Annotated in this window: 19 protein-coding genes; 6 read left to right on the plus strand and 13 right to left on the minus strand. The window is 69.8% G+C overall.

All coding sequences use genetic code 11. The features are described 5' to 3' along the window. Positions 1 to 226: 226 nt before the first annotated feature. A complete protein-coding gene (gene mscL, locus AUC47_RS04400; RefSeq protein ID WP_096713988.1) occupies positions 227 to 634 on the minus strand; it encodes a large conductance mechanosensitive channel protein MscL in 408 nt (135 codons plus the stop codon). A gap of 247 nt (positions 635 to 881) precedes the next feature. Further along, the gene (locus AUC47_RS04405; protein ID WP_096713989.1) at positions 882 to 1,454 is read right to left on the minus strand and encodes a TetR/AcrR family transcriptional regulator; all 573 of its coding nucleotides are present in this window, start codon (positions 1,452 to 1,454) and stop codon (positions 882 to 884) included. 69 nt (positions 1,455 to 1,523) lie between these two features. Between AUC47_RS04405 and AUC47_RS04410 the strand changes: the two genes are divergently transcribed. The 3 genes from AUC47_RS04410 to AUC47_RS04420 all read left to right on the plus strand — a co-directional run bounded on the left by AUC47_RS04410 (position 1,524) and on the right by AUC47_RS04420 (position 5,149). Next, positions 1,524 to 4,088, plus strand: coding sequence for an MMPL family transporter (locus AUC47_RS04410; RefSeq protein WP_096713990.1), 2,565 nt, complete (start codon positions 1,524 to 1,526; stop codon positions 4,086 to 4,088). A 229-nt stretch (positions 4,089 to 4,317) separates the two neighbouring features. Beyond that, complete coding sequence (locus AUC47_RS04415; protein WP_096713991.1) at positions 4,318 to 4,641, plus strand: cupin domain-containing protein; 324 nt, start codon at positions 4,318 to 4,320, stop codon at positions 4,639 to 4,641. 157 nt (positions 4,642 to 4,798) lie between these two features. Next, complete coding sequence (locus tag AUC47_RS04420; protein ID WP_096713992.1) at positions 4,799 to 5,149, plus strand: TraR/DksA family transcriptional regulator; 351 nt, start codon at positions 4,799 to 4,801, stop codon at positions 5,147 to 5,149. A gap of 74 nt (positions 5,150 to 5,223) precedes the next feature. Here AUC47_RS04420 and AUC47_RS04425 read toward each other — a convergent pair whose 3' ends face one another. The 7 genes from AUC47_RS04425 to AUC47_RS04450 all read right to left on the minus strand — a co-directional run bounded on the left by AUC47_RS04425 (position 5,224) and on the right by AUC47_RS04450 (position 14,186). Beyond that, positions 5,224 to 6,309, minus strand: a complete 1,086-nt coding sequence (locus AUC47_RS04425) for a tartrate dehydrogenase (RefSeq protein WP_096713993.1) — start codon at positions 6,307 to 6,309, stop codon at positions 5,224 to 5,226. A 10-nt stretch (positions 6,310 to 6,319) separates the two neighbouring features. After that, the gene (locus AUC47_RS16655) at positions 6,320 to 7,345 is read right to left on the minus strand and encodes an ABC transporter ATP-binding protein (protein ID WP_179297511.1); all 1,026 of its coding nucleotides are present in this window, start codon (positions 7,343 to 7,345) and stop codon (positions 6,320 to 6,322) included. After that, on the minus strand, positions 7,342 to 8,367 hold the full coding sequence (locus AUC47_RS16660) for an ABC transporter ATP-binding protein (protein ID WP_179297512.1): 1,026 nt from the start codon (positions 8,365 to 8,367) through the stop codon (positions 7,342 to 7,344). The genes AUC47_RS16655 and AUC47_RS16660 overlap by 4 nt, the downstream gene beginning before the upstream one ends. Further along, complete coding sequence (locus tag AUC47_RS04435) at positions 8,364 to 9,266, minus strand: ABC transporter permease (protein WP_096713994.1); 903 nt, start codon at positions 9,264 to 9,266, stop codon at positions 8,364 to 8,366. The genes AUC47_RS16660 and AUC47_RS04435 overlap by 4 nt, the downstream gene beginning before the upstream one ends. Next, entirely contained in the window at positions 9,263 to 10,228 is a 966-nt protein-coding gene (locus tag AUC47_RS04440; protein WP_096713995.1) for an ABC transporter permease, read from the minus strand. Before AUC47_RS04440 ends, AUC47_RS04435 begins: the two co-directional genes overlap by 4 nt. Before the next feature lie 40 nt (positions 10,229 to 10,268). Further along, positions 10,269 to 11,969 carry an ABC transporter substrate-binding protein gene (locus AUC47_RS04445; RefSeq protein ID WP_096713996.1) on the minus strand — a complete coding sequence of 567 codons (1,701 nt, stop codon included), beginning with the start codon at positions 11,967 to 11,969 and terminating at the stop codon, positions 10,269 to 10,271. A 384-nt stretch (positions 11,970 to 12,353) separates the two neighbouring features. Next, positions 12,354 to 14,186: a S9 family peptidase gene (locus tag AUC47_RS04450; RefSeq protein ID WP_096713997.1), complete on the minus strand. Its 1,833-nt coding sequence runs from the start codon at positions 14,184 to 14,186 to the stop codon at positions 12,354 to 12,356. Positions 14,187 to 14,373: 187 nt separating this feature from the next. Between AUC47_RS04450 and AUC47_RS04455 the strand changes: the two genes are divergently transcribed. After that, a complete protein-coding gene (locus AUC47_RS04455) occupies positions 14,374 to 15,105 on the plus strand; it encodes a TetR/AcrR family transcriptional regulator (protein ID WP_096713998.1) in 732 nt (243 codons plus the stop codon). A 116-nt stretch (positions 15,106 to 15,221) separates the two neighbouring features. Here AUC47_RS04455 and AUC47_RS04460 read toward each other — a convergent pair whose 3' ends face one another. Beyond that, on the minus strand, positions 15,222 to 16,322 hold the full coding sequence (locus AUC47_RS04460; protein ID WP_096713999.1) for a M20 family metallopeptidase: 1,101 nt from the start codon (positions 16,320 to 16,322) through the stop codon (positions 15,222 to 15,224). After that, the gene (locus tag AUC47_RS04465) at positions 16,319 to 17,194 is read right to left on the minus strand and encodes an alpha/beta fold hydrolase (RefSeq protein ID WP_096714000.1); all 876 of its coding nucleotides are present in this window, start codon (positions 17,192 to 17,194) and stop codon (positions 16,319 to 16,321) included. The genes AUC47_RS04460 and AUC47_RS04465 overlap by 4 nt, the downstream gene beginning before the upstream one ends. Before the next feature lie 122 nt (positions 17,195 to 17,316). Between AUC47_RS04465 and AUC47_RS04470 the strand changes: the two genes are divergently transcribed. Together AUC47_RS04470 and AUC47_RS04475 are read left to right on the plus strand one after the other, a co-directional pair. After that, positions 17,317 to 18,126: a hypothetical protein gene (locus AUC47_RS04470; protein WP_096714001.1), complete on the plus strand. Its 810-nt coding sequence runs from the start codon at positions 17,317 to 17,319 to the stop codon at positions 18,124 to 18,126. After that, positions 18,123 to 18,968: an SMP-30/gluconolactonase/LRE family protein gene (locus AUC47_RS04475; RefSeq protein ID WP_096714002.1), complete on the plus strand. Its 846-nt coding sequence runs from the start codon at positions 18,123 to 18,125 to the stop codon at positions 18,966 to 18,968. Before AUC47_RS04470 ends, AUC47_RS04475 begins: the two co-directional genes overlap by 4 nt. A gap of 109 nt (positions 18,969 to 19,077) precedes the next feature. On the opposite strand, the gene AUC47_RS04480 is transcribed toward AUC47_RS04475, so the two are convergent. Beyond that, on the minus strand, positions 19,078 to 19,932 hold the full coding sequence (locus AUC47_RS04480; RefSeq protein ID WP_096714003.1) for a fumarylacetoacetate hydrolase family protein: 855 nt from the start codon (positions 19,930 to 19,932) through the stop codon (positions 19,078 to 19,080). Between the two features lie 13 nt (positions 19,933 to 19,945). Continuing rightward, positions 19,946 to 20,923: a C-terminal binding protein gene (locus AUC47_RS04485; protein WP_096714004.1), complete on the minus strand. Its 978-nt coding sequence runs from the start codon at positions 20,921 to 20,923 to the stop codon at positions 19,946 to 19,948. Positions 20,924 to 20,982 lie beyond the last annotated feature (59 nt).

Consider the following 20,982-nt stretch of genomic DNA (forward strand, 5'->3'; position numbering starts at 1 on the left):
GAGTTCATCCGCGACGGGACACCCTCGAGGACACGGATGAGGGGTGACCGCCCGAGCGGCCACCCCTCTCCGGTTCCGAGGGGAGGTCTCGTCACCGGAATAGGCTCGGTCCCGTACTGAGCCTCTTGTCGACCGCGCCCTACGGGGAGTGCGGCCGACGATCGAGGCCCGGCGCCGGCACCGGTCCTCGACGATCGACGGGACTCGGGGGAGTCCCGCGTCTGTCTCAGCGTGCTGCGCCCTCGCGCAGCAGATCGCGGATCTCCACCAGAAGCTCGGCCTCGGTCGGCGCGATGACCTCGACGACCGCGGGCTTGCGTGCCGCCTGCCGGGCCTTCCAGGTGTTCATCGGCAGCACGAAGACGAAATACACGACGAGCGCGACCGCGAAGAACGCGATGACCGCCGAGAGCAGGTCGCCCAGCGGGAAGGTGACCTCGTTGCCGTAGATGTTCGTGAGCTTGGGTCCGAACTCTCCGCTGGCGTCGGCCTCGAACACGAGTCCCACGAGCGGAGTGATGACGCTCGCGACGACCGCGTTGACGATGGCCGTGAACGCGGAGCCGATGACGACGGCGACGGCGAGGTCGATCACATTGCCCTGTGCGATGAAATCCTTGAATCCCTTGATCATGGTGTCCCCAATGCAGAAATCGGCCCCAGCCGAGAAGGAAGTGGCGAGACGAATGCCCCGATGACGTCCGTCGCACGATGCACGATCGGATGCCCGACATTCAAGCGCATTCCGCGTTCACAGTTGCCGGCCGAATTGTGTGAACAACCGCTCGATCGCGCGCTTTTTCGGAAAATGATGGTGCGCGAACGCGTTGATTTCATCTCGGTATATTGCGCCACCGCATGATGGCCGACCGAGAAGGGATTCAGCGCGAGAACAGAAAGCGCGTCAGTTGCACAACCGCGGCGGTGTCGTGCTGCTCGCGTCCGAGTGATTCCACGATGATGGCCCCGAGGATCGCCCGCCCGAGCTGCTCCACCGGAGCGTCGGCGGCGAGCTGCCCGTCGCGGATGCCGCCGTGCAGCCGCTCATTCAGGTACTTCTCCACCCCGAGGCTCTCGCCGAGGTGGGCGCCGACCCCGGCATCCTCCGTCGCCGCCGCGACGAGCGAGCGCAGCAGCGCGCCGCCTTCGGGAGCGTCGAGGATCGACAGCACGCTGCGCAGCCACGTCTCGACGTCGGCGGCGAGATCACCGGTGTCGGGCACGACGAAGTCGACGGGGATCAGCCTCCCCTCCGCGAGGCACTCGCCGATCAGCGCACCGCGAGACGGCCACCATCGATAGATCGTCTGCTTGCCGACACCGGCCTCTTTGGCGATCCCCTCGATCGTGAGGCGGTCGTAGCCGCGGTTGTGGAAGAGCCGGGCCGTCGCATCGAGGATCGCCTCGCGAGCAGCCGTGCTGCGCACGGGCCCGCTCCGATGCTCGTTCACCACGTGTTCAGGATAACCACAGAACTCTAGACGAGACGCACCGTATGCTCTTGATGACTGAAGGAGATCGCGTTGGCCTCACTGCTGTACCGCCTGGGTTCGCTCGCTGCTCGTCGCGCCTGGGCGGTGATCGTCACCTGGGTCGTGCTCCTCGGCATCGGCGTCGGCGCGTTCCTCGGCCTCGGCGGCACGCTGAGCAACAGCTTCGACATCCCCGGCACCGCGTCCGGGGCCGTTACCGACCAGCTCGCGAAGAAGCTTCCCGACACCGCGGGAGGCACCGGCACCGTCGTGTATCGCACGACCGACGGCTCAGCGTTCACCGACGAGCAGAAGAAGGAGATCTCCGACCTGGCGACGGGCGCGGAGGATCTCGACGGGGTCGCCTCTGTCATCGACCCGTTCGCGACGCAGGCGGAGCTGGCCGACCAGGCCGCTCAGCTCGCCGACGGAGAGAAGCAGATCGCCGACGGGCGGGCGCAGCTCGAGGCCGGTCAGGCACAGCTCGACGACGGCCGCGCGCAGCTGCAGTCCGGACTCGACCAGCTCACCGCCGCCCGCGCGCAGGCCGAGGCCGCCGGGGCGCCGTCGGCGCAGCTCGCCACACTCGACGCGCAGCTCGCCGGGCTGAACGCTCAGCTCGCCCAGCTCGACGCGCAGCAGAAGACGCTCGACGAGTCGCGCACCGAGCTGGAGGACAACGAGGAGCAGGTCGAGCTCGGCTCCACGCTCCTCGACCTCGCGAACGGGATCGGCGTCGTCTCGGAGGACGGATCGACCGCCATCGTCAACGTGTCGTTCGAGGACCCCCGCCTCGAGCTGTCCGAAGAGATCAAGCAGGGGACGATCGCGCACTTCGCCGACTCGCCCGTCGACGGCGTCGAGGTCGACTTCGGCACCGACATCGCGCAGGGCGTGCCCGAGATCTTCGGCGTGGGCGAGGCGATCGGCCTGGCCATCGCCGCCGTCGTGCTGATCGTGATGCTGGGCTCACTGCTCGCGGCATCCTTCCCCATCATCACCGCGGTCGTCGGCGTGGGCGTCGGCGTGACGGCATCCCTCGCGTTCTCCGGAGTGGTCGACATGGCGTCGGTGACTCCGGTGCTCGGCGTCATGCTCGGACTCGCCGTCGGCATCGACTACTCGCTCTTCATCGTCAACAGGCACCGCAAGCAGCTGCTCGCCGGATCGCCGGTGCAGGAGTCGATCGGCCTCGCGACCGGCACCTCGGGAACCGCCGTCGTGTTCGCCGGCTCCACCGTGATCGTCGCGCTGCTCGCGCTCAACATCACCGGCGTGCCGTTCCTCGGCCTCATGGGCACGGTCGGCGCCGCCTGCGTCGCGGTCGCCGTGCTCGTCGCGATCACGCTGACGCCGGCGCTGCTCGGACTGGCGGGGATGCGTCTGCTCGGCCGCAAGGCCCGGGCCGCCGTCGGGCAGCCGCACGCCACAGGCAAGCCCGTGAAGCGCATGTCGACCCTGCGCGCGATCGTCACGGTGCTCGTCAGCGTCGTCGCGCTGCTGGTCGTCGCCATCCCCTCGATGTCGATGCGCCTCGGACTTCCCGACGGGTCGAGCGAACCCACCGATTCGACCAGCTACCGCGCGTATCAGACCGTGGACGAGCAGTTCGGCGAGGGCGCGAACGGACCGCTGCTCGTCACGGCGTCGCTCGACGACGCGGTGAGCGACGACGATCTGCTCGCCACCCAGGTCGAGGTCGCGCAGAAGCTCGCCGATCAGGACGACGTGCTCGCGGTCGCACCGATCGCGGCATCCGACGACAACACCCTGCTCGCGTTCCAGGTGCTGCCCGCCGAGGGTCCCAACAGCGCGTCCACCGAGAAGCTCGTGCAGGACATCCGATCGCTGCCGTCGAACGACGGCATCACGCTCGGAGTGGCGGGCCAGGCGGCGATCAACATCGACATCTCGGAGTCGCTCGCCGGCGTGCTGCCGATCTACCTCGTCGTCGTGGTCGGGCTCTCTCTGCTCATCATGATCGTCGTGTTCCGGTCGCTGCTCGTGCCGCTCATCGCCACCGGCGGATTCGTGCTGTCGCTCTTCGCGACCTACGGTCTGACCGTCGCGGTGTTCCAGTTCGGCTGGGGTGCGGAGCTCATCGGGCTGCACAGCACGGGGCCGATCCTCAGCTTCCTGCCGGTCATCCTCGTCGGCATCCTGTTCGGACTCGCGATGGACTACCAGCTGTTCCTCGCCTCAGGGATGCGCGAGGCGTACGTGCACGGAGCGAGCGCGCGGGATGCCGTCGCCCAGGGCTTCCGCGCCGGCCGCTCGGTCGTCATCGCGGCGGCGCTCATCATGGTGTCGGTGTTCGGCGGGTTCATCTTCTCGGAGTCGACCATCATCCGCTCGATCGGGTTCGGCCTCGCGTTCGGCGTGCTGCTCGACGCGTTCGTCGTGCGGATGCTGCTCATGCCGGCGCTCATGCACCTGCTCGGACGCTCGGCCTGGTGGCTGCCACGCTGGCTCGACCGCATCGTGCCGAACGTCGACATGGAGGGAGCGGCGCTCGAGCGCGACCACCCCTCGGTGCACACCGACACGGTGACCGTGGCCGACCCGGAGAGTGCTCCGGCACCCCGGACGCGGCGGGCTCGGCGCGAGCGGGGCTGACGACCGGCATCCGCCCTTTCGCAGGTCGGGAACCCGCCTGCATGCCGAACCGTCCGATTTCGGCATGCAGGCGGGTTTCGGGCATGCAGGCGGGTTCGGTGTGGCCGTCTGGTTGACGGAATCCCGGATGGCGGGATGCCGGTGGTCGGCCAGCCGACCGGGGAAGGGCCAGCCATGCGGGTGGTGGGAGCGGACGCCGGACGGTAGCCTCGGCGTGCGAGGAGGCGCCATGACGACCCAGCCCACCCCCATCGGAGCGGACGAGAACATCAAGGGCTACCTGATCGGCTCGCCGGTGAGCCTGATCCGGGAGTTCACGGCGGCGCCGGGATCGGGGCCGCGGCTGCACCGGCATCCGTACGTCGAGACGTTCCTCGTGCACTCGGGGCGGGCGCTGTTCACGCTCGGCGACGACCAGGTCGTCGTCGAGGGCGGACACGTCATCACGGCGCCCGCGCTCGTCGCGCACCGGTTCGAGGTGCTCGACGGCGGCACGTACAACGCGACGCACATCCACGCCAGCGACCGGTTCGTGACGGAGTGGCTGGTCTAGATCTCGTCGGGCACGGAGGTCTGGCGCATTCTCGGATGACGGGACGGCTGCCGCGGCGCCGCCGGCCATCCGGGGATCATCAGCCGGATGTACCGTGCCGCAGGTGTCGGATGCCGTCGGGGATGCCGGTGTCGGTAGGGCGGCGTAGGGTGTGCGGATGGCATCGGACCCGCGTGACCTGCTCGAACGGCTGCGCGCGGACGCGCTCTCGCGGGTCGAGTCGACGAGGGCGACGCTGGATCAGCTCACGCACGACCGCGAAGGATCGAACGACGATGACGAGCACGACCCCGAAGGGGTGACGCTCTCGTCGGAGTGGTCGCGACTGACCGGGCTGGCCGAGGCGGCGGCATCCGAGCTCCGGCAGGTGGACGAGGCGATGGAGCGGCTGGATGCCGGAACGTACGGCGTCTGCGCACGCTGCGGCCGGCCGATCCCGGCGGCGCGCCTGGAGGTGCGACCGTTCGCCACGCACTGCGTCGCCTGTGCGGAGAAGCTCGGGCTGTGAGGCGCCCTGCGGAACCGGAACCGCGTTTCGTCTCGCTCCGCTCGCTCAACGACCCGAAGCGTCGCTCCGCTCGCTCAACGACTGGAGGCCACGGCCTCCGCGATCGCCGTGCCGAGGTCGACCGTCGTGGCGGTGCCGCCGAGGTCGGGAGTGAAGGGCGCGGCATCCGCTCCACGGGCGAGCACCTGCTCGATGCCGGCGAGCACGGCGGCGCCGGCATCCGCGTGGCCGAGGTGCTCGAGCATCATGGCGCCGCACCAGATCTGGCCGATCGGGTTGGCGACGCCCCGCCCGGCGATGTCGGGCGCCGATCCGTGCACCGGCTCGAACAGGCTCGGGAACACGCCCTCGGGGTTGATGTTCGCGCTCGGCGCGATGCCGATCGTGCCGGTGCAGGCGGGGCCGAGGTCGGACAGGATGTCGCCGAACAGGTTGCTCGCCACGACCACGTCGAACCAGTCGGGGTGCAGCACGAAGTTCGCGGTGAGGATGTCGATGTGGAACTGGTCGCGCGTCACGTCGGGGTAGTCCAGCCCGACCGCCGCGACACGTTCGTCCCAGTAGGGCATCGAGATCGAGATGCCGTTGCTCTTCGTCGCCGAGGTGAGGTGCCCGCTGCGACGCGCCGCCAGATCATAGGCGTAGCGCAGCACCCGGTCGACGCCGGTGCGGGTCATGACGGTCTCCTGCAGCACGAACTCGCGCTCGGTGCCCTCGAACATGCGGCCGCCGATCGACGAGTACTCGCCCTCGGTGTTCTCGCGCACCACGTAGAAGTCGATGTCGCCCGGCTCGCGTCCTGCGAGGGGCGAGACGACGCCGGGCATCAAACGGCACGGCCGCAGATTGACGTACTGGTCGAACGCACGCCGGAACTGGATGAGGCTCCCCCACAGGCTCACATGATCGGGAACGACCTCGGGCCAGCCGACGGCGCCGAAGTAGATGGCGTCGAATCCGCGGAGGGTCTCGAACCAGTCGTCGGGCAGCATCGTGCCGTGCTGCTGCCAGTACGCGGCGCTCGCGAAGTCGAACTCCTCGAACTCCAGGGCGATGTCGAACCGGGATGCCGCGGCGCGCAGAACGCGCAGCCCTTCTGGCATCACCTCGGTGCCGATGCCGTCTCCGGCGATCACTGCGATGCGGTGGATGGTGGTCATGAAAGTCCTCTCAGTGTCCGGGTCGGAGCACGTCGCGCTCGGCGGGGTGATGGCACGCGACGCGGTGCGTGCCGCCGTGGTCGGCGAGCTCGGGCACGACCTCGGCGCAGATCTCGCTGGCCTTCCAGCAGCGGGTGCGGAACCGGCATCCGCTCGGCGGTGCCACCGGGCTCGGCACGTCTCCCGTGAGCACGATGCGCTCGCGGGCCCGCTCGGCCCGGGGGTCGGGAACGGGGATCGCCGACAGCAGCGCCTGCGTGTACGGGTGCAGCGGACGCTCGTAGAGCTCGTCGACCGGGGCCTCCTCGACGAGCTTGCCGAGGTACATGACTCCCACGCGATCGCTGAGATGGCGCACGACCGACAGGTCGTGGGCGATGAACAGGTAGGTGAGGCCCAGGTCGCGCTGCAGGTCGTCGAGCAGGTTGAGCACGCCGGCCTGCACGCTGACATCGAGCGCGCTGACCGGCTCGTCGAGCACGATCACCTCCGGCTCGACGGCGAGCGCCCTGGCGATGCCGATGCGCTGCCGCTGGCCGCCGGAGAACTCGTGCGGGAAGCGGTCGGCGTGGGCGGGGTTCAGCCCGACCTGCGCGAGAAGCTCCTCGACGCGGCGATCACGGTCGCCGCGGTGCAGCCCGTGGATGATGAGCGGCTCGGCGAGCGTCGCCCGCACCGACTTTCGCGGGTTGAGCGAGGCGTACGGATCCTGGAACACGAACTGCACCCGCCGTCGCAGCAGGCGCAGACTCTCCCCCGACACGGCGGTGATGTCGTCGTCGCCGAGCCGGATGGAACCGGCGTCGCTGGGCTGCAGGCGGGCGACGCTGCGTCCGAGCGACGACTTGCCGCACCCCGACTCGCCCACGAGCCCGAAGGTCTGTCCGCCCTCGATCGACAGGCTCACATCCGACACCGCCTGCACGACGTCGCGGCCCCGGCCGAACAGGCCGCCGCCGACGCGGTACTCCTTGACGAGTCCGTCGACCGTGAGACCGGTGCTGCCGGTACGTTCCCCCACCTGCGATGCGCTCATGACACTGCCTCCGTCTGCCATTCGTCGACCCGCACGCACGCAGCGGTGTGCCCGACGCCGACCTCGACCGGCGGCGGCACCACCACGTCGCAGAGTCCCGCGACGGCGTGGGCGCAGCGCGGTGCGAAGCGGCATCCCTGCGGCCATTCCGTCGCCACCGGCGGCTGTCCGGCGATCTGGTACAGGCGCTCGTCGCGTGACGAGCGCCTGTCGAGCCGCGGCAGAGAGGCGAGCAGCCCGGCGGTGTACGGATGGGCGGTCTCGTAGAAGAGCGGGTCGACGTCGGCGGTCTCGACGAGTCCTCCCGCGTACATGACCAGCACGCGGTCGGCGGTGCCCGCGACGACGCCGAGGTCGTGCGTGATGAGCAGCACTGTCGTGCCGGTGCGGCGCTGCACCTCGCGCAGCACCTCGAGCACCTGCGCCTGCACGGTCACGTCGAGGGCGGTGGTCGGCTCGTCAGCGATCAGGAGATCGGGTTCGTTCGCGATGCTCATCGCGATCATCACGCGCTGGCGCATGCCGCCGGAGAACTCGTGCGGGTAGCGATCGACGCGCAGCTCGGGAGAGGGGATGCCGACGAGGTCGAGGAGTTCGACGGCCCTGGCCTTCCGCCCGGCGGCCGTGCTCTCGGGGCGGTGCACGCGCACGGCCTCGATCAGCTGCTCGCCGACGCGCATCACCGGGTTCAGTGCGGTCAGAGCATCTTGGAACACGATCGCGACGTCCTTGCCGCGGATCTCACGCAGCTCGTCGTCGGAGAGCCCGACGAGTTCGCGGCCGCGCAGTCTGATCGACCCGGTGACGACGGCTTTCTTCGGCAGCAGTCCCATGATCGCCATCGCCGTCATCGACTTGCCCGATCCGGACTCGCCGACGATGCCGACGGTCTCGCCCGTGCGCAGCGTGAACGAGACCCCTTCGACGGCGCGGGCGAGGCCGTGGTCGGTGGGGAAGCTGATCGCGACGTCCTCGACCTGAAGCAGGATCTCGCCGCGTCCGCCGACAGAGGGGCTGGTCATAGGTTCTTCCCCTGCGGGTCGAGGGCGTCGCGGAGACCGTCTCCGATGAAATTGACGCAGAGCACGGTGACGAGGATGAACAGGCCGGGGAAGTACAGCAGGTACACCTGCGGGGTGCCGACGTACCCGGCGGCCTGGCTGAGCATCGATCCCCAGCTCGTCTGCGGCGGCTGCACGCCGAACCCGAGGAAGCTGAGGGTCGACTCGGCGATGATCGACGACGCGACGGCGAGGCTCATCGCGACCGCGATCACTCCGGCGAGGTTCGGCAGCAGGTGCGACACGACGATGCGGAACCCGGATGCTCCGATGCCGCGCGCCGCGTCGATGAAGTCCTTCTCGCGCAGCGACAGCACCTGCGCCCGCACGACCCGGGCGATGTAGGTCCAGCCCAGCGCGGTGAGTGCGAAGACGATCGTCGTGGGCGACGAGCCGAGCCCCTGCAGGATGACGGCGAGCAGCGCGATCGCCGGCACGATGAGGAACAGGTCGGTGATGCGCATGATGAGCTCGCCGATCCACCCGCCGAGGTAGCCGGCGATCGCGCCCAGCGCTGTGCCGACAACCGTGGCGAGGAGGGCGACGGCGAGACCGATCGCGAGGGAGATCTGCCCGGCGAACAGGATCTCGCTGAGGTAGTCGCGGCCCAGTTCGTCTGTGCCGAGCCAGTGCGCGCCCGAGGGCGGGGTCGGGCCGGTCAGCAGGTCCTGCTGTCCCTGCGGGTACGGCGCGATCCACGACGCGCCGAAGCAGACCACGAGCAGGATGACCAGGACGACGAGACTCACGACCCCGAGCCGATGCCGCAGGAAACCCTTCAGCAGCTGCCGGGTCGGCGCCTTCTGCGGATCCTGCTCGGCCAGCAGCTCCTCCCGGCCGGCGATGCCTGCACCGCTCATGACAGCCTCACTCTCGGGTCGAGCACCGCGTAGGCGGTGTCGGCGATCAGGTTGCAGACGACGACCGCGACGGCGACCACGATCATCCACGGCAGGAGCACGTAGACGTCGCCCGCGACGAGCGACTGCAGGAACAGTCGACCCATGCCGGGGATCGCGAAGATCTGCTCGGTCACGACGAGTCCGCCGATGAGGATCGCCGCATCGAGTGCCACGACCGTCACGAAGGGGGCGAGGGAGTTGCGCACCGCGTGCCGCCAGATGACCTGGCGGCGGGGCACGCCCTTCGCCCGCGCGGTGCGGACGTAGTCGCTGGACAGCGCGTCGAGCATGGCCGCGCGCCCGAACCTGCTCCACGACGCGACGAGCGCGATCATCAGCGCGGCCACCGGGAGGACGAGGTGACGGAGGTAGTCGAGCGGATCGCTCTGCCCCGGCGAGTTCAGCCCGATGAAGAACAGCGGCGGCTCGCTGAGACCGAACTGCTCCTTGGGCCACACCGCGAAGGTCTGGATGAGGATGAGGCCGAACCAGAACGCGGGCATGGCGATGCCGATGTACGAGGCGCCCGTCAGCAGGTTGTCGCCCAGCGAGTACTGCCGGACGGCCGAGTACACGCTCACCGCGCCGGCGATGAGCACGGCGATCACGAGTCCCCAGAACGCGAGCTGCAGCGTCGGCCACAGCGCTTCACCGATGAGCGGCAGCACCGGGGTGCCGGTGCGGGTGCTGAGCCCCCAGTCGCCGACGACCATCGATCGCAGCCACAGGAAGTACTGCTCGGGGATGCTGCGGTCGAGGCCGAGGCGCTCGATCTCACGGGCGATCACCGCCGGGTCGTGCGCCAGGCGGAGCTTCGCCAGCGGGTCGAACGTCGAGCGCACGGCCCAGAAGAGGATGAACGAGGCGACGACGATCACCGGGATCGAGTAGAGAACCCGTCGGGTAATGAATGTGAGCACGTCGTCGCCTCGTTCCTGTCCTGCTGTGCGGGAGCGCGCCTCAGCCGGCCAGGCCCCATTCGGCGAGGTTCCAGAACGGACCCTCGATCGGGTTGATCTGCAGCGGACCGCCGACCTTCTCGCTCCACAGGAGCACGTTCGGCACGACGTCGAGCGGCAGCGAGGGCACGTTCTCGGCGATCAGAGCGTCGGCTTCCTGCGAGGCCGCGATCCGCGCATCCTGGTCCACCTCGGTGTCGACCTGCGCGAGCAGGTCATCGAGGCCGTCGATGTTCGCGCGGTAGAAGTTGATGCCCGAGAAGCCGTTCGCGTCGCTGGGGATGTTTACCGACGAGAAGGTCGACGACAGCGTGGGGTCGGGGAACGTGTCGACCAGCGCCCAGATGCCGGCCTGGAAGTCGCCCTCGGGCGCGATCGTGCCGAACAGGTCGGCGGGGGTGACCTGGTCGATGGTCATCTCGAATCCGGCATCCGCCAGCTGCGACTGCAGCACCTGCACCGTGAGGTCGCGGCGCTTGTTGCCGGCGAGCGTCTTGATCGAGAACGTCGCGGTCTCGCCGCCCTTGGCCCAGACGCCGTCGCCGTTCTTCGACCAGCCGTCGCCCTGCATGAGCTCGTCGACCTTGTCGAGGTCGAGCGAGTACTGCGAGAAGTCGTCGGCAGCGAACGGCGCGACCATCGGGGAGTTGAAGCTCTGCTGCGCCTCGTCGATCCCGAGGCTGCCGAACAGTCGCTCGACGATCGCGTCGCGATCGATCGAGTACGCGAGAGCCTGACGCACGGCGACCGAGTCGAAGGGCGCGACGGCGTTGTTCAGCCAGATCGCCTCGAGGTTGCCGCTGCGCGCATCGACCTGCGAGCGGATGCCGGGCAGCCCCGCCTCGATCTGGTTCAGCGCGTCGAGCTGCGGCGTCGGAGCGAGGACGCTGACCTGGCCGCTCTTGAGCGCCTGGAACGCCGCGGTCGTGTCGGGCAGGAACAGGAACGTGACCTTGTCGAGGTGCGGCTTCTCACCCCAGTAGTTATCGTTCGGGACGAGCGTGACCGAGGTGCCGCGCGTCCACTTCTCGATCTTCCACGGGCCGCCGCTGAAGTCGTAGCCGTCGGCCATGATCGCCGCGCGGTCCTGCCCCTCGAGCAGGTGGGAGGGCATCACGCCGTAGACGCTGAACAGAGTGCGCCACCCGGCGTAGGCGGAGTTCAGAGTCACCACCGCGGTCGCCGGGTCGGACGAGTCGACCGCGGTGATGCGGTCGTAGCCCGTCTTGTCGAAGATGTCGTCGCCGTCGCGGATCTGCAGCGCGGTATAGGCGAAGTCGGCGGAAGTGATCGGCTCTCCGTCCGACCACACGGCGTCGGGATTGATCGAGTAGGTGATGGTCTGGGTGCCGTCGTCGGCGACCACGACCTCGGGCTCGCCCGTGACGAGGTCGGACGGGGTGGGCTGCCACTCGTCGTCGACGAGCCGGGTCTGGAACACGCTCGGCATCGTCGGGATCTGCATCACGTACGTGCCCCAGATCGAGCCCCCGCAGGTCGCGATCCAGTCGGCGCAGTCGGGCTCCTGCTCGGCGCCGATGACGATCTCTCCCCCGTCGACGACGGCGACGTCGCTGGGCTCCGGCGTCGACGACGACGAGGTGCAGGCGGCCAGCGAGCCGACGAGGGCGGCGGCGGTCAGGGCCGCGATGACAGCGCGGCGTGAAGCGGGTACAGCGGTGCGGAGGCGTGATTGCGACATTGCCGGATCTCCAGTGATCGATACGAATCGGGCGGGTACGACCGTGCTGTGGTGCGGGTAGGTGGTCTGACTCTAGAACCGTCGACCCGAGATAGCAAGTGTTTTAGTCAATGTTCGTGACTATCGGACGGGCAGGCACCCTGTTCGAGGGTGGCGAGGGGCCCGAGAGGCGCCTCGGATCAGGCGTTCGGCGCGGCTACGTCAGGGCGCCGCCCCCTTGAGGAGCAACCCGGCGAGGAAGGCGACGGCGATGAGTCCCAGCGTCAGAAGGACGCATCCGATCACGATCGTGCGCGACACGAAGAAACCGGTGCCGTGGCCTTGCGTCGGGGGCTCATCCCCCGACGCTATCGCGGCGGGTGCCGCGGGGCGCGCCGCGTCGGGTCAGCCGTCCCAGCGCTCTCCGGCAAGGGTGCGGCGGGCGAACTCGTGCATCCGACGCTGGTCGACCGCCGCGGCATCCAGCCCGGTGGGCTCATGCCCACCCTCGAAGACGTCCAGTACGACGTCGCCGCCACGCGCGCTCAGCTCGTCGACGTAGCGCTGCACGCCGACGATCGGAGTGCGGGTATCGACGTCGCCCTGGTTGATCCACACGGAGGCCGTCACGTCGTCGAGATAGGTGATGGCCGAGAAGGGTTCGACCATCTCCGGCGGGACCCACGAGCTCCACACACTGCGCACCGCGGGGTTCATCGCGTCGATCGCCGCCGACCACTCGGCTACCGCGACGTGGGCGAGTCCGCCGGCGAACAGGTCGGGCAGCCGTCCGACGCTGAGCAGGGTCATGTGCCCGCCGTAGGACGCACCCGTGATGAACGTCGTCGCGGGGTCGGCGAGGCCCTGCTCGCGGAGGAAGCCGATCGCGGCCGCGACGTCTTCGATCTCCCGATCTCCGCCGACGCCCCAGAAGCCCTCTCGAAAGGCGCGGCCGAATGTCACCGACCCGCGATAGTTGAGCGCGGCGACGGCGAAGCCGGCATCCAGCCACGCCTGCGCCGAGGGATCGTAGCCGTCGACCGTCACGAGGTTCGGCCCGCCATGGATGGTCAGCACCGTGCCGAGCGGCTCAGCCCGCGACGGCCGCCCCCACCAGAGCTGTACGCGGGTGCCGTCGGCGCTCGGCACCATGGCCGAAGCGAGCGGATGCCCCGGCGGCACCGGTGCGGGCTCGATCAGGGTGACCGCGGTGCCGTCGGCGGCGATCTGCTCGACGTGCAAAGGCACGTCCCAGGTCGAGCGCACGGCACGCACGGCGCCGGTCGGTGCGAAGTACGACGCCCATTGGAACGGATGCAGGTCGGCCACGTCGGGGTCGAAGACGCTGCCGCCCTCTGCCACCACACGCACGTCGCCGGTGGCCTCGGCGATCTCGAGCAGACGGTGGATGCCGTCGTCGACGTGAACCGCGAGGATCCGGCCGGTCGGCGAGTGCCAGTCGACCGGGACCACCTCACCGGCGAGATCGGGCAGGTCGAAGTCGACGCGCTCCCCCGTGCGAACGCTCCAGATCGCGGGGCGCGAGAACCCGCTGCGCTCGGTGTTCAGCAGGAGACGGTCGTCACCGGCATCCGACGCGAAGCGCACTCCGCGCACGGGCCCGGCGGGGAGGTCGTCGAGAGTCGCGACGACCTCGCCGGTACGACCGTCGACGACCGTGAGCAGCGGACGGCGGATGCCGGGATTGTGCGCCGTCGTGTCGACCGAGACGAGCGCGCCGTCAGGGGAGATCTGCCCGTACCAGGCCTCCACGGGGTTCGAGTAGACGACCCGGGGATCGCCCCACGGAGCTGCGGGGATCACGAGCACGTGGAAGCCGTCCTCGTCGACCACGGTCGAGACGACCGAGCGGCCGTCGAACGAGGACTCGAGACCGCGCAGGACGTACGGGGCGCGGCCGGGCGTCAGCGAGACGCGTTCGGAGCCGTCGACCGCGAAAGCGACGAGACCGCCGACCTCCGATCCGCCGTCGTCGTCGAGGTCGACCACCCAGCGGGCATCCGCCGTGAGGATCGCTCCGACCCCGACCGGGAACGGCAGGAGATCACTCGGCGCAGCGGGCGCACGCCAGATGCGACCGCGCGCGCCGTCGGGGTGGTTCTCGACGAGGAGGGCGAGGTCGTCCGGGCCGGGCACGGGGCGCACCGTCAGCAGGTACGGCACCGCGAAGCGCGCATCGAGCGCCTCGTCGGACGGGACTGCGGGGACCTCGAGCATCCTTGCTCCTTCATGTCGCACCCATGCTCGCGCACGCGTTGGTCAATAACGTTGACTATAACAGTGGCTACTGTTCCGAGGCTAGACTTCGGGCATTGTCGACGGCACTGACAGCTCGGCTGACAGGCGTGAGGTACCGTGAATCTGCGCGAGCCGACACGGCCGCGATCTGCGAACGGAGTACTCGATGGCGACACGGAAGGCCGCGGATCCGGCGAAGAAGCCGGCAGCGACATCCGGTGCGAAGGCGACCAAGGCAACCGGTCGCCCGCGCCGAGCCCGCGACTCGCTCAGCCGCGAGATCATCGTCGCCGCCGCCGACCGCGTGGTCGAGCGCGAAGGCCTCGACCGCCTGACGTTCCAATCGATCGGCGAAGAGCTCGGCGCACACCCCACGTCGATCTACCGGCACTTCCGCGATAAGGACGAACTGCTGCTCGCGCTCATCGACACGCTGCGCGCCCGCTCGTACAGCGGCGGCATGGTCGCGACCGACGACTGGCTCGCCGACCTGCGCGCCCAGGCGCACCTCATCCACGACCACTACATGCGCTATCCCGAGTTCGCCCTGCAGATGGCGCTGCGCCGGCCGACGGACTTCTCGTCGATGGAGTTCTCGATCGGCGCGCTGCGCCGCGGCGGGTACGACAGGGAGCAGGCCGCCCTGTATGCCAGGGCGCTCGGGCAGCTGATCCGCTCGGCGTCGAGCATCCAGGCGGCGCTCACCGCGATTCCGGCCGAGGTGCAGGATGCCGATGAGCTGACGTGGCAGATGGACCGCCGCCGCCTCGACGCCGACGAGTATCCGGAGATCACGTGGGCGGGCGACGCGCTGCCCGGCATCCGCGACCCCCGGGCCTGGGAGACGGCGCTCGACCTGATGCTGGAGAGCATCGCACGACACGCCCCCGGCGCCTGACGCGGGCAAGGCGTCTTGTGCGCGCATAACGAAGGAGATCTCGCGCTACGAAGGAGCATCTACGCGGATTCGTCCTGCGATACGTGAGATCTCCTTCTTTGTGCGCGTGGCGCGAGTCAGCCCGCGCCCGATTCAGAGGCGGCGTCGAGGTCGTCGATCATGCCGGCGAGCAGATCGATCCGCTCGTGCAGCGACGCGATGGACACCCACTCGTGGTCGGCGTGGGCGCCGGAGCCGCGCGGCCCGAGGCCGTCCAGGGTCCTCGCGCCGACCGCGGCGGTGAAGTTGCCGTCCGACGCCCCTCCCGCCGACACCGCCTCGACCTCGGCGTGCCCGAGCCGCTCGGCGACGCGGCGCGCACACGCGAGCAGCTCCTCCGACACGCTCTGCTCCATGGGCGGCCGGTTGATGCCGCCGTGCACGTCGACCCGCACATCGGGCGTATGGGCGCCGAGCGACTGCATCCGTCCGTCGACCCGTTCGAGCTCGTCGAGTGTCCAGGCGCGGACGTCGACGCGCAGCTCGGCGTGTTCGGGGATGACGTTGGTGACCGTGCCGGCCTCCGCGACGGTCGGGCTCACCGTCGTGCCTCGGTCATCGTCGGCGAGCAGCGGCAGCGCCAGCACGTGGTGGGCGAGCTCGGCGAGGGCGCTGCGTCCCTTCGCCGGTTCGAGTCCGGCGTGCGCGGCGCGTCCGGTGAAGGCGAGGCGGTAGATGCTGCCACCGCGCCGAGCGATCTTGAGCGCGCCGTCGAGGCTGGGTTCGAGCACGAGTACCGTGCCCACGCGGGCAGCCTCGCGCTCGATCAGCGCACGGGATGTGATCGAGCCGACCTCCTCGTCGCTCGTGAGAAGGATCGCGACGCGTTCGGGGCGCGCCACCTTCTCGAGGGCGGCGGCGATGATCACGATGCCCGCCTTCATGTCGAAGACACCGGGGCCGGTGGCGCGATCGCCGTCGACCCGGAATGGGCGCTCGGCGATCGTGCCCGCTGGGAAGACCGTGTCGACGTGGCCGATCAGCAGCACCGTCGGATCGTCCCCACCCGACCATCGCAGATGCGCGACGCCCTCGACCGTCTCGAGGTCGCCATCGCCCACGATGGGACTGATCCACGAGCGAATGAGCTGCTGCGCAGCGGCCAGGCCCGCGGAATCCCCCGTCGGCGTCTCGATCGTCACCAGCTCAGCGAGCCGGTCGACCTCGCGCGCGGTCATGCGCCCACCTCCGCGAGAAAGGTGCGGAGTGCGGATGCCGTGGGCGCCGGCGACTCCTCAGCGAGGTAGTGGTCGGCGTCGATCGACCGGCCCGTGATGCCTGGAGCGTACGGCTCCCAGGTCGACAGCACGTCGAAGTTGCGGCCGACGTAGCTGTGCGCTCCCCAGAGGGCGAGGGTCGGCGCGGTGACGACTCGCCCCGCCGACCGGTCGGCGCGGTCGTGGTCGAGATCGACGGATGCCGCGGCGCGATAGTCGGCGCCGGAGGCGTGCACGGTATCGAGGTCGAAGCAGCGCCGATACTCGTCGAACGCATCGGGCAGGGCATCGCCGTCGTGCCGGCGTCCGGCGAATCGGCTGCGCAGCCAGGTCTCCGGATCGGCCCCGATCAGGGCCTCAGGGAGCCCGTCTGCGCGCGCGAGGAAGAACCAGTGGAAGTACGCGGTCGCCATCTCGCGGTCGACGTTCTCAAACATGTGCAGCGTCGGCACGATGTCGAGCACGGCGAGCGCCGTCACGGCCTCCGGGTGATCGAGCGCCAGGCGGTGCCCGACGCGGCCGCCCCGGTCGTGGCCGATCACTGCGAAGCTCGCGTGTCCGAGCTGCCGCATGAGCGCGACCTGGTCGCGCGCCATGTCGCGCTTCGCATACGGGGCATCTCGCGGCTTGGCGGAGTCTCCGTATCCACGCAGGTCGGCGGCGACGATCGTGTGGTCCACGGCGAGCGCGCCGGCGACGGCATCCCACATCGCCTTGGTCTCGGGGTAGCCGTGCAGCAGCAGCACGGCCGGCCCGGAGCCGCGGACCTCAGCCGCGATCCGGATGCCGTCGCACTCCGCCGTGATCGACACGGGAGCGGGAGGTGTGGTCATCGTCGTCCAACCGTCGGAACAGCAAGTCAATAGCGTTGACTATATCATTGACGAGCGAATCCGCCACCCCGGTTCTGCTCGGGTGTCCACCGGAACAACGCCGGAAGTAGGCTGAGGGCATCATGGACGAGTTCATCCGCGGTTTCTGGGTATGGGCAGGCACCTATTGGTGGCTCATCTTCCCCGTCATGGGTATGGCCGGCGGAGCCGCGAAGGCCTGGGAGCGCAGTGCGAAGCGCCGGCATGAACGCCGTCTCGAGACGCTCCGCGTGAAGGCCGAGCTCAAGGCGGCGCAGCTCGAAGCCCGCGCCGGGGGCAGGCGTCAGGGACCGTCGGTCGTCGACACCACGGCCCCGCCCGTCGCATCGAACACCCTGCTCGAGCGGCTCTTCGCCGAGCACGACGAGATCACCGCGCGGTGGCTCGACTACGAACTCGACGTCGCGAAGCTCATCGCGTTCCCCGCCATGAGCGACGGCCGCCAGCCGCTCGTCGCCGCGTTCCTGCGGGCGAAGCGCACGGCCGACGCGCTGCGTCCGGCATCCGCCGACGCCCCCGTGACCGAGCAGCAGGTGTCGGAGTACCTCGACGCGGTCGGCGCCTACGCCGTGGCGTTCGAGGTCGCGGAGAAGGATGCCAGGCGACTGCGCGACTCGACCTTCACCGAACCGGAGCGCAAGCGTCTCGATCGTGCGCAGCAGCTGCTCAAGGTCGCGGTCGACGAATCGGCCACGCAGGCCGAGCGGAACATCGCCTACAAGCGGGTGCGCGACGAGCTCGACGGGCTGATCCTGCTCAGCGACGAGGCCGTGCAGGTGCTCGAGAAGCAGGTGGCACGCGAGCTCCCCGCCCACCCGGCAGCGATTCCGGATGCTCCGGAATCGCATCCCGAACCCGAGCGGCTGCCGCTGCGCCGCGACGAGGCATCATGACGCCGGAGAATCTGACCGGGCCGATCTGCGTGCACGCCGAGGCGCCGGTGTGGTCGCCGTCGTGGGGCGGGGTCAGATGGGTGGATGCCGAGGCCGCCGACCTCGTGACCCTGCGCGACGACGGCATCCACCGCCTGCACCTCGACGACGACTACGCGGCGTTCTTCCGGCCTCGCATCGGCGGCGGCTTCGTCGCGGTCGGGGCGCGCCGTCTTCACCTCGCCGACACCGCGGACGGACCGGCGCGGGTCGTGGCGTCCTTCGATCTCGGGTCCGCGCAGTTCAACGACGGCACGGTCGATCCGCGGGGTCGCCTGCTCGCCGGATCCATGGCCACCGGGAACGACAGCGCGGCCGGGAGAGTGCTGCGCATCGACGGCGATCTCTCCTCGACCGACGTGCTGTCCGGAGTCGAGACCTCGAACGGCATCGGTTTCTCCCCCGACGCCACGCTTGCCTATTACAACGACACACCGACGGGCCGCGTCGACGTGTTCGACGTCGTCGACGGCGAGCTGCGCGACCGGCGCGGGTTCGTGTCGATCGCGGACGACCAGGGGCTGCCGGACGGCCTCACCGTCGCGGCGGACGGTTCTGTCTGGGTCGCGCTCTGGAACGGCTCGGCCGTGCACGGGTACTCGCCCGAAGGGGCGCTGATCGCCCGCATCGAGCTGCCGGTCCCGCAGGTCAGCGCGTGCACGTTCGGCGGCGACGACCTCGGCACGCTGTTCATCACCACGTCGGCGCAGGGGCTCGGCCCCGATCACGGCACCGAAGCCGGATCGCTGTTCGCGGTGCACCCCGGCGTGCGCGGTCTGCCGGTCGCGCCGTTCGCCGGCTGAATCAGCCACGGTCGGGGTGGCGGAGGGGTCCCGACGCCCTCCGCCCGCGACACGGCTGCACTCAGCCGGATGAACCGTGTCACGGGCGCAAGGCGCCGGGTCAGCGAGGTCAGCGCACCCGGGCGCGCTCCACCCGCTGCCGCTGGCGACCGAGTCCCTCGATCTCGATCAGCATCTCGTCGCCCTCCGCGAGATACGGGAACCGCCCCGACAGCGCCACACCCTCCGGTGTTCCGGTGTTCACCACGTCGCCGGGCTCCAGCACCATGTACTGGCTGAGATCGCGGACGAGCTCGAGAACGGGGAACACCATGTCGGCGGTCGACGAGTCCTGTCGGGCCGCGCCGTTCACCGACGACCGAAGCCGCAGCGCCTGCGGGTCGACCTCGTCGGCCGGCACGAGCGCAGGCCCGAGCGGATTGAAGGTCTCGGCGCACTTGCCCTTCGACCACTGGCCGCCCGACACCTCGATCTGGAAGGCGCGCTCGGACACGTCGTTCGACACGGCGTACCCGGCGATCACGTCGCGCGCCGCCTCGGCCGAGGGCAGGTAGCGCGCGGTGCGACCGATCACGACCGCGAGCTCCACCTCCCAGTCGACCTTCTCGGCCTCCGGCGGCAGCAGCACCACGTCGTCGGGCCCGACGACGGTGTTCGGATGCTTGAAGAAGACCACCGGATGCTCGGGAGGCAGCGACCCCGATTCGGCGGCGTGCGCGGCGTAGTTCATGCCGATGCAGATCACGGCTCCGGGGCGCGCGACCGGGGCGCCGATGCGCAGACCGCTGATGTCGGCCGCCGGCAGCGCGTCTGCGGCGAGCGCCGCTCGGACGCGGGTGATGCCGCCATCGGCGAGGAACGCCCCGTCGATGTCGGGCGTGAGCGAGGACAGATCGTAGACGGCACCGTCGTGTCGCACGAAGGGCTTCTCCGAGCCGAGCGATCCGAGACGCAGCAGTTCCATGGTCGGCTCGCGATCAGCCGGCGTGGGCGGGGGCAGGAGTGACGAGCGGGACGGACTCGTCGGCGAGGAAGCGGATGACGTTGTCCGCCGCGTGCACGGGCAGGTCGTCGAGCGCCTCCGGCGAGAACCACGCGGCGTGCGGGGTGAGCAGGACATCGTCGAGATCGCGCAGCGGGGAGTCCGCCGCGAGCGGTTCGCCGTCGAAGACATCCAGCGCCGCACCGCCGAGGTGCCCGGATAGGAGGGAGGAGGCAAGCGCCCCCTCGTCGACCAGCGGCCCGCGACACGTGTTCACCACGACCGCTCCCCGCTTCATCGTCGCCAGGGCGTCGGCGTCGATCAGATGCCGAGTCTCATCGGTGAGCGGCACGTGCAGGGTGAGGATGTCGGCGGCGGCGATCGCCTCGCCGATCGCGACCGGCTCGCAGCCGGCCGCCCGCACGGAGTCGGCGGCGGCGAACGGATCGGCGACGAGAACACGGAACCCGAGCGCACGGCATCCGCTCGCGACGACGCGTCCGATGCGCCCGAAACCGAGCACCGAAACCGTGGTGCGCGAGGGGCGCACGGCGAGAGGACGCGCGTCGACGGCCTTCCACGTGCCGGCGCGCACCGCGCGGTCGTACGCGAGGAGGCCGCGCGCCTGAGCCATGATCATGGCGACGGTGTGCGCGGCGACCTCTTCGATGCAGTAGCTCGGGGTGTTCGCGACGGCGATCCCGCGCTCGGCGGCGGCATCCACGTCGATCATGTCGTAGCCGATGCCGACGCGGCTGATGATGCGGAGGTTCGGCAGACGATCGAGGACGTCGGCGGTGATCGGCATCCACTGCACGACCAGTCCTTCGGCGTCGGCGGCGCCGGCGGCGAGGAGGTCGTCGATCGTGGCGGACGCGGCACGCTCGGGGCGTAGACCGGCGGCGCGGAGGGTGTCTTCGATGACGGACCCCGGCAGGTCGCAGTCGGTCACGATGATGAGGGGCTCGGTCATGAATGCGATGCTATAGCATCTAGCAAATGCACCGCCAGGTCGTTTCGGGTGATCGCGCA

It is taken from the genome of Microbacterium sp. SZ1 (assembly GCF_002362255.1).
Lineage (GTDB): Bacteria > Actinomycetota > Actinomycetes > Actinomycetales > Microbacteriaceae > Microbacterium.

Coding starts and splice junctions, on each gene's coding strand:
- AUC47_RS04420 (WP_096713992.1), top strand. CDS start 4,799: ATGGCATCGGACCCGCGTGACCTGCTCGAACGGCTGCGCGCGGACGCG.
- AUC47_RS04475 (WP_096714002.1), top strand. CDS start 18,123: ATGACGCCGGAGAATCTGACCGGGCCGATCTGCGTGCACGCCGAGGCG.
- AUC47_RS04445 (WP_096713996.1), bottom strand. CDS start 11,969: ATGTCGCAATCACGCCTCCGCACCGCTGTACCCGCTTCACGCCGCGCT.
- AUC47_RS04470 (WP_096714001.1), top strand. CDS start 17,317: ATGGACGAGTTCATCCGCGGTTTCTGGGTATGGGCAGGCACCTATTGG.
- AUC47_RS04460 (WP_096713999.1), bottom strand. CDS start 16,322: ATGACCGCGCGCGAGGTCGACCGGCTCGCTGAGCTGGTGACGATCGAG.
- AUC47_RS04425 (WP_096713993.1), bottom strand. CDS start 6,309: ATGACCACCATCCACCGCATCGCAGTGATCGCCGGAGACGGCATCGGC.
- AUC47_RS04415 (WP_096713991.1), top strand. CDS start 4,318: ATGACGACCCAGCCCACCCCCATCGGAGCGGACGAGAACATCAAGGGC.
- AUC47_RS04465 (WP_096714000.1), bottom strand. CDS start 17,194: ATGACCACACCTCCCGCTCCCGTGTCGATCACGGCGGAGTGCGACGGC.
- AUC47_RS04485 (WP_096714004.1), bottom strand. CDS start 20,923: ATGACCGAGCCCCTCATCATCGTGACCGACTGCGACCTGCCGGGGTCC.
- AUC47_RS04455 (WP_096713998.1), top strand. CDS start 14,374: ATGGCGACACGGAAGGCCGCGGATCCGGCGAAGAAGCCGGCAGCGACA.
- AUC47_RS04480 (WP_096714003.1), bottom strand. CDS start 19,932: ATGGAACTGCTGCGTCTCGGATCGCTCGGCTCGGAGAAGCCCTTCGTG.
- AUC47_RS16660 (WP_179297512.1), bottom strand. CDS start 8,367: ATGACCAGCCCCTCTGTCGGCGGACGCGGCGAGATCCTGCTTCAGGTC.
- AUC47_RS04435 (WP_096713994.1), bottom strand. CDS start 9,266: ATGAGCGGTGCAGGCATCGCCGGCCGGGAGGAGCTGCTGGCCGAGCAG.
- AUC47_RS16655 (WP_179297511.1), bottom strand. CDS start 7,345: ATGAGCGCATCGCAGGTGGGGGAACGTACCGGCAGCACCGGTCTCACG.
- AUC47_RS04450 (WP_096713997.1), bottom strand. CDS start 14,186: ATGCTCGAGGTCCCCGCAGTCCCGTCCGACGAGGCGCTCGATGCGCGC.
- mscL (WP_096713988.1), bottom strand. CDS start 634: ATGATCAAGGGATTCAAGGATTTCATCGCACAGGGCAATGTGATCGAC.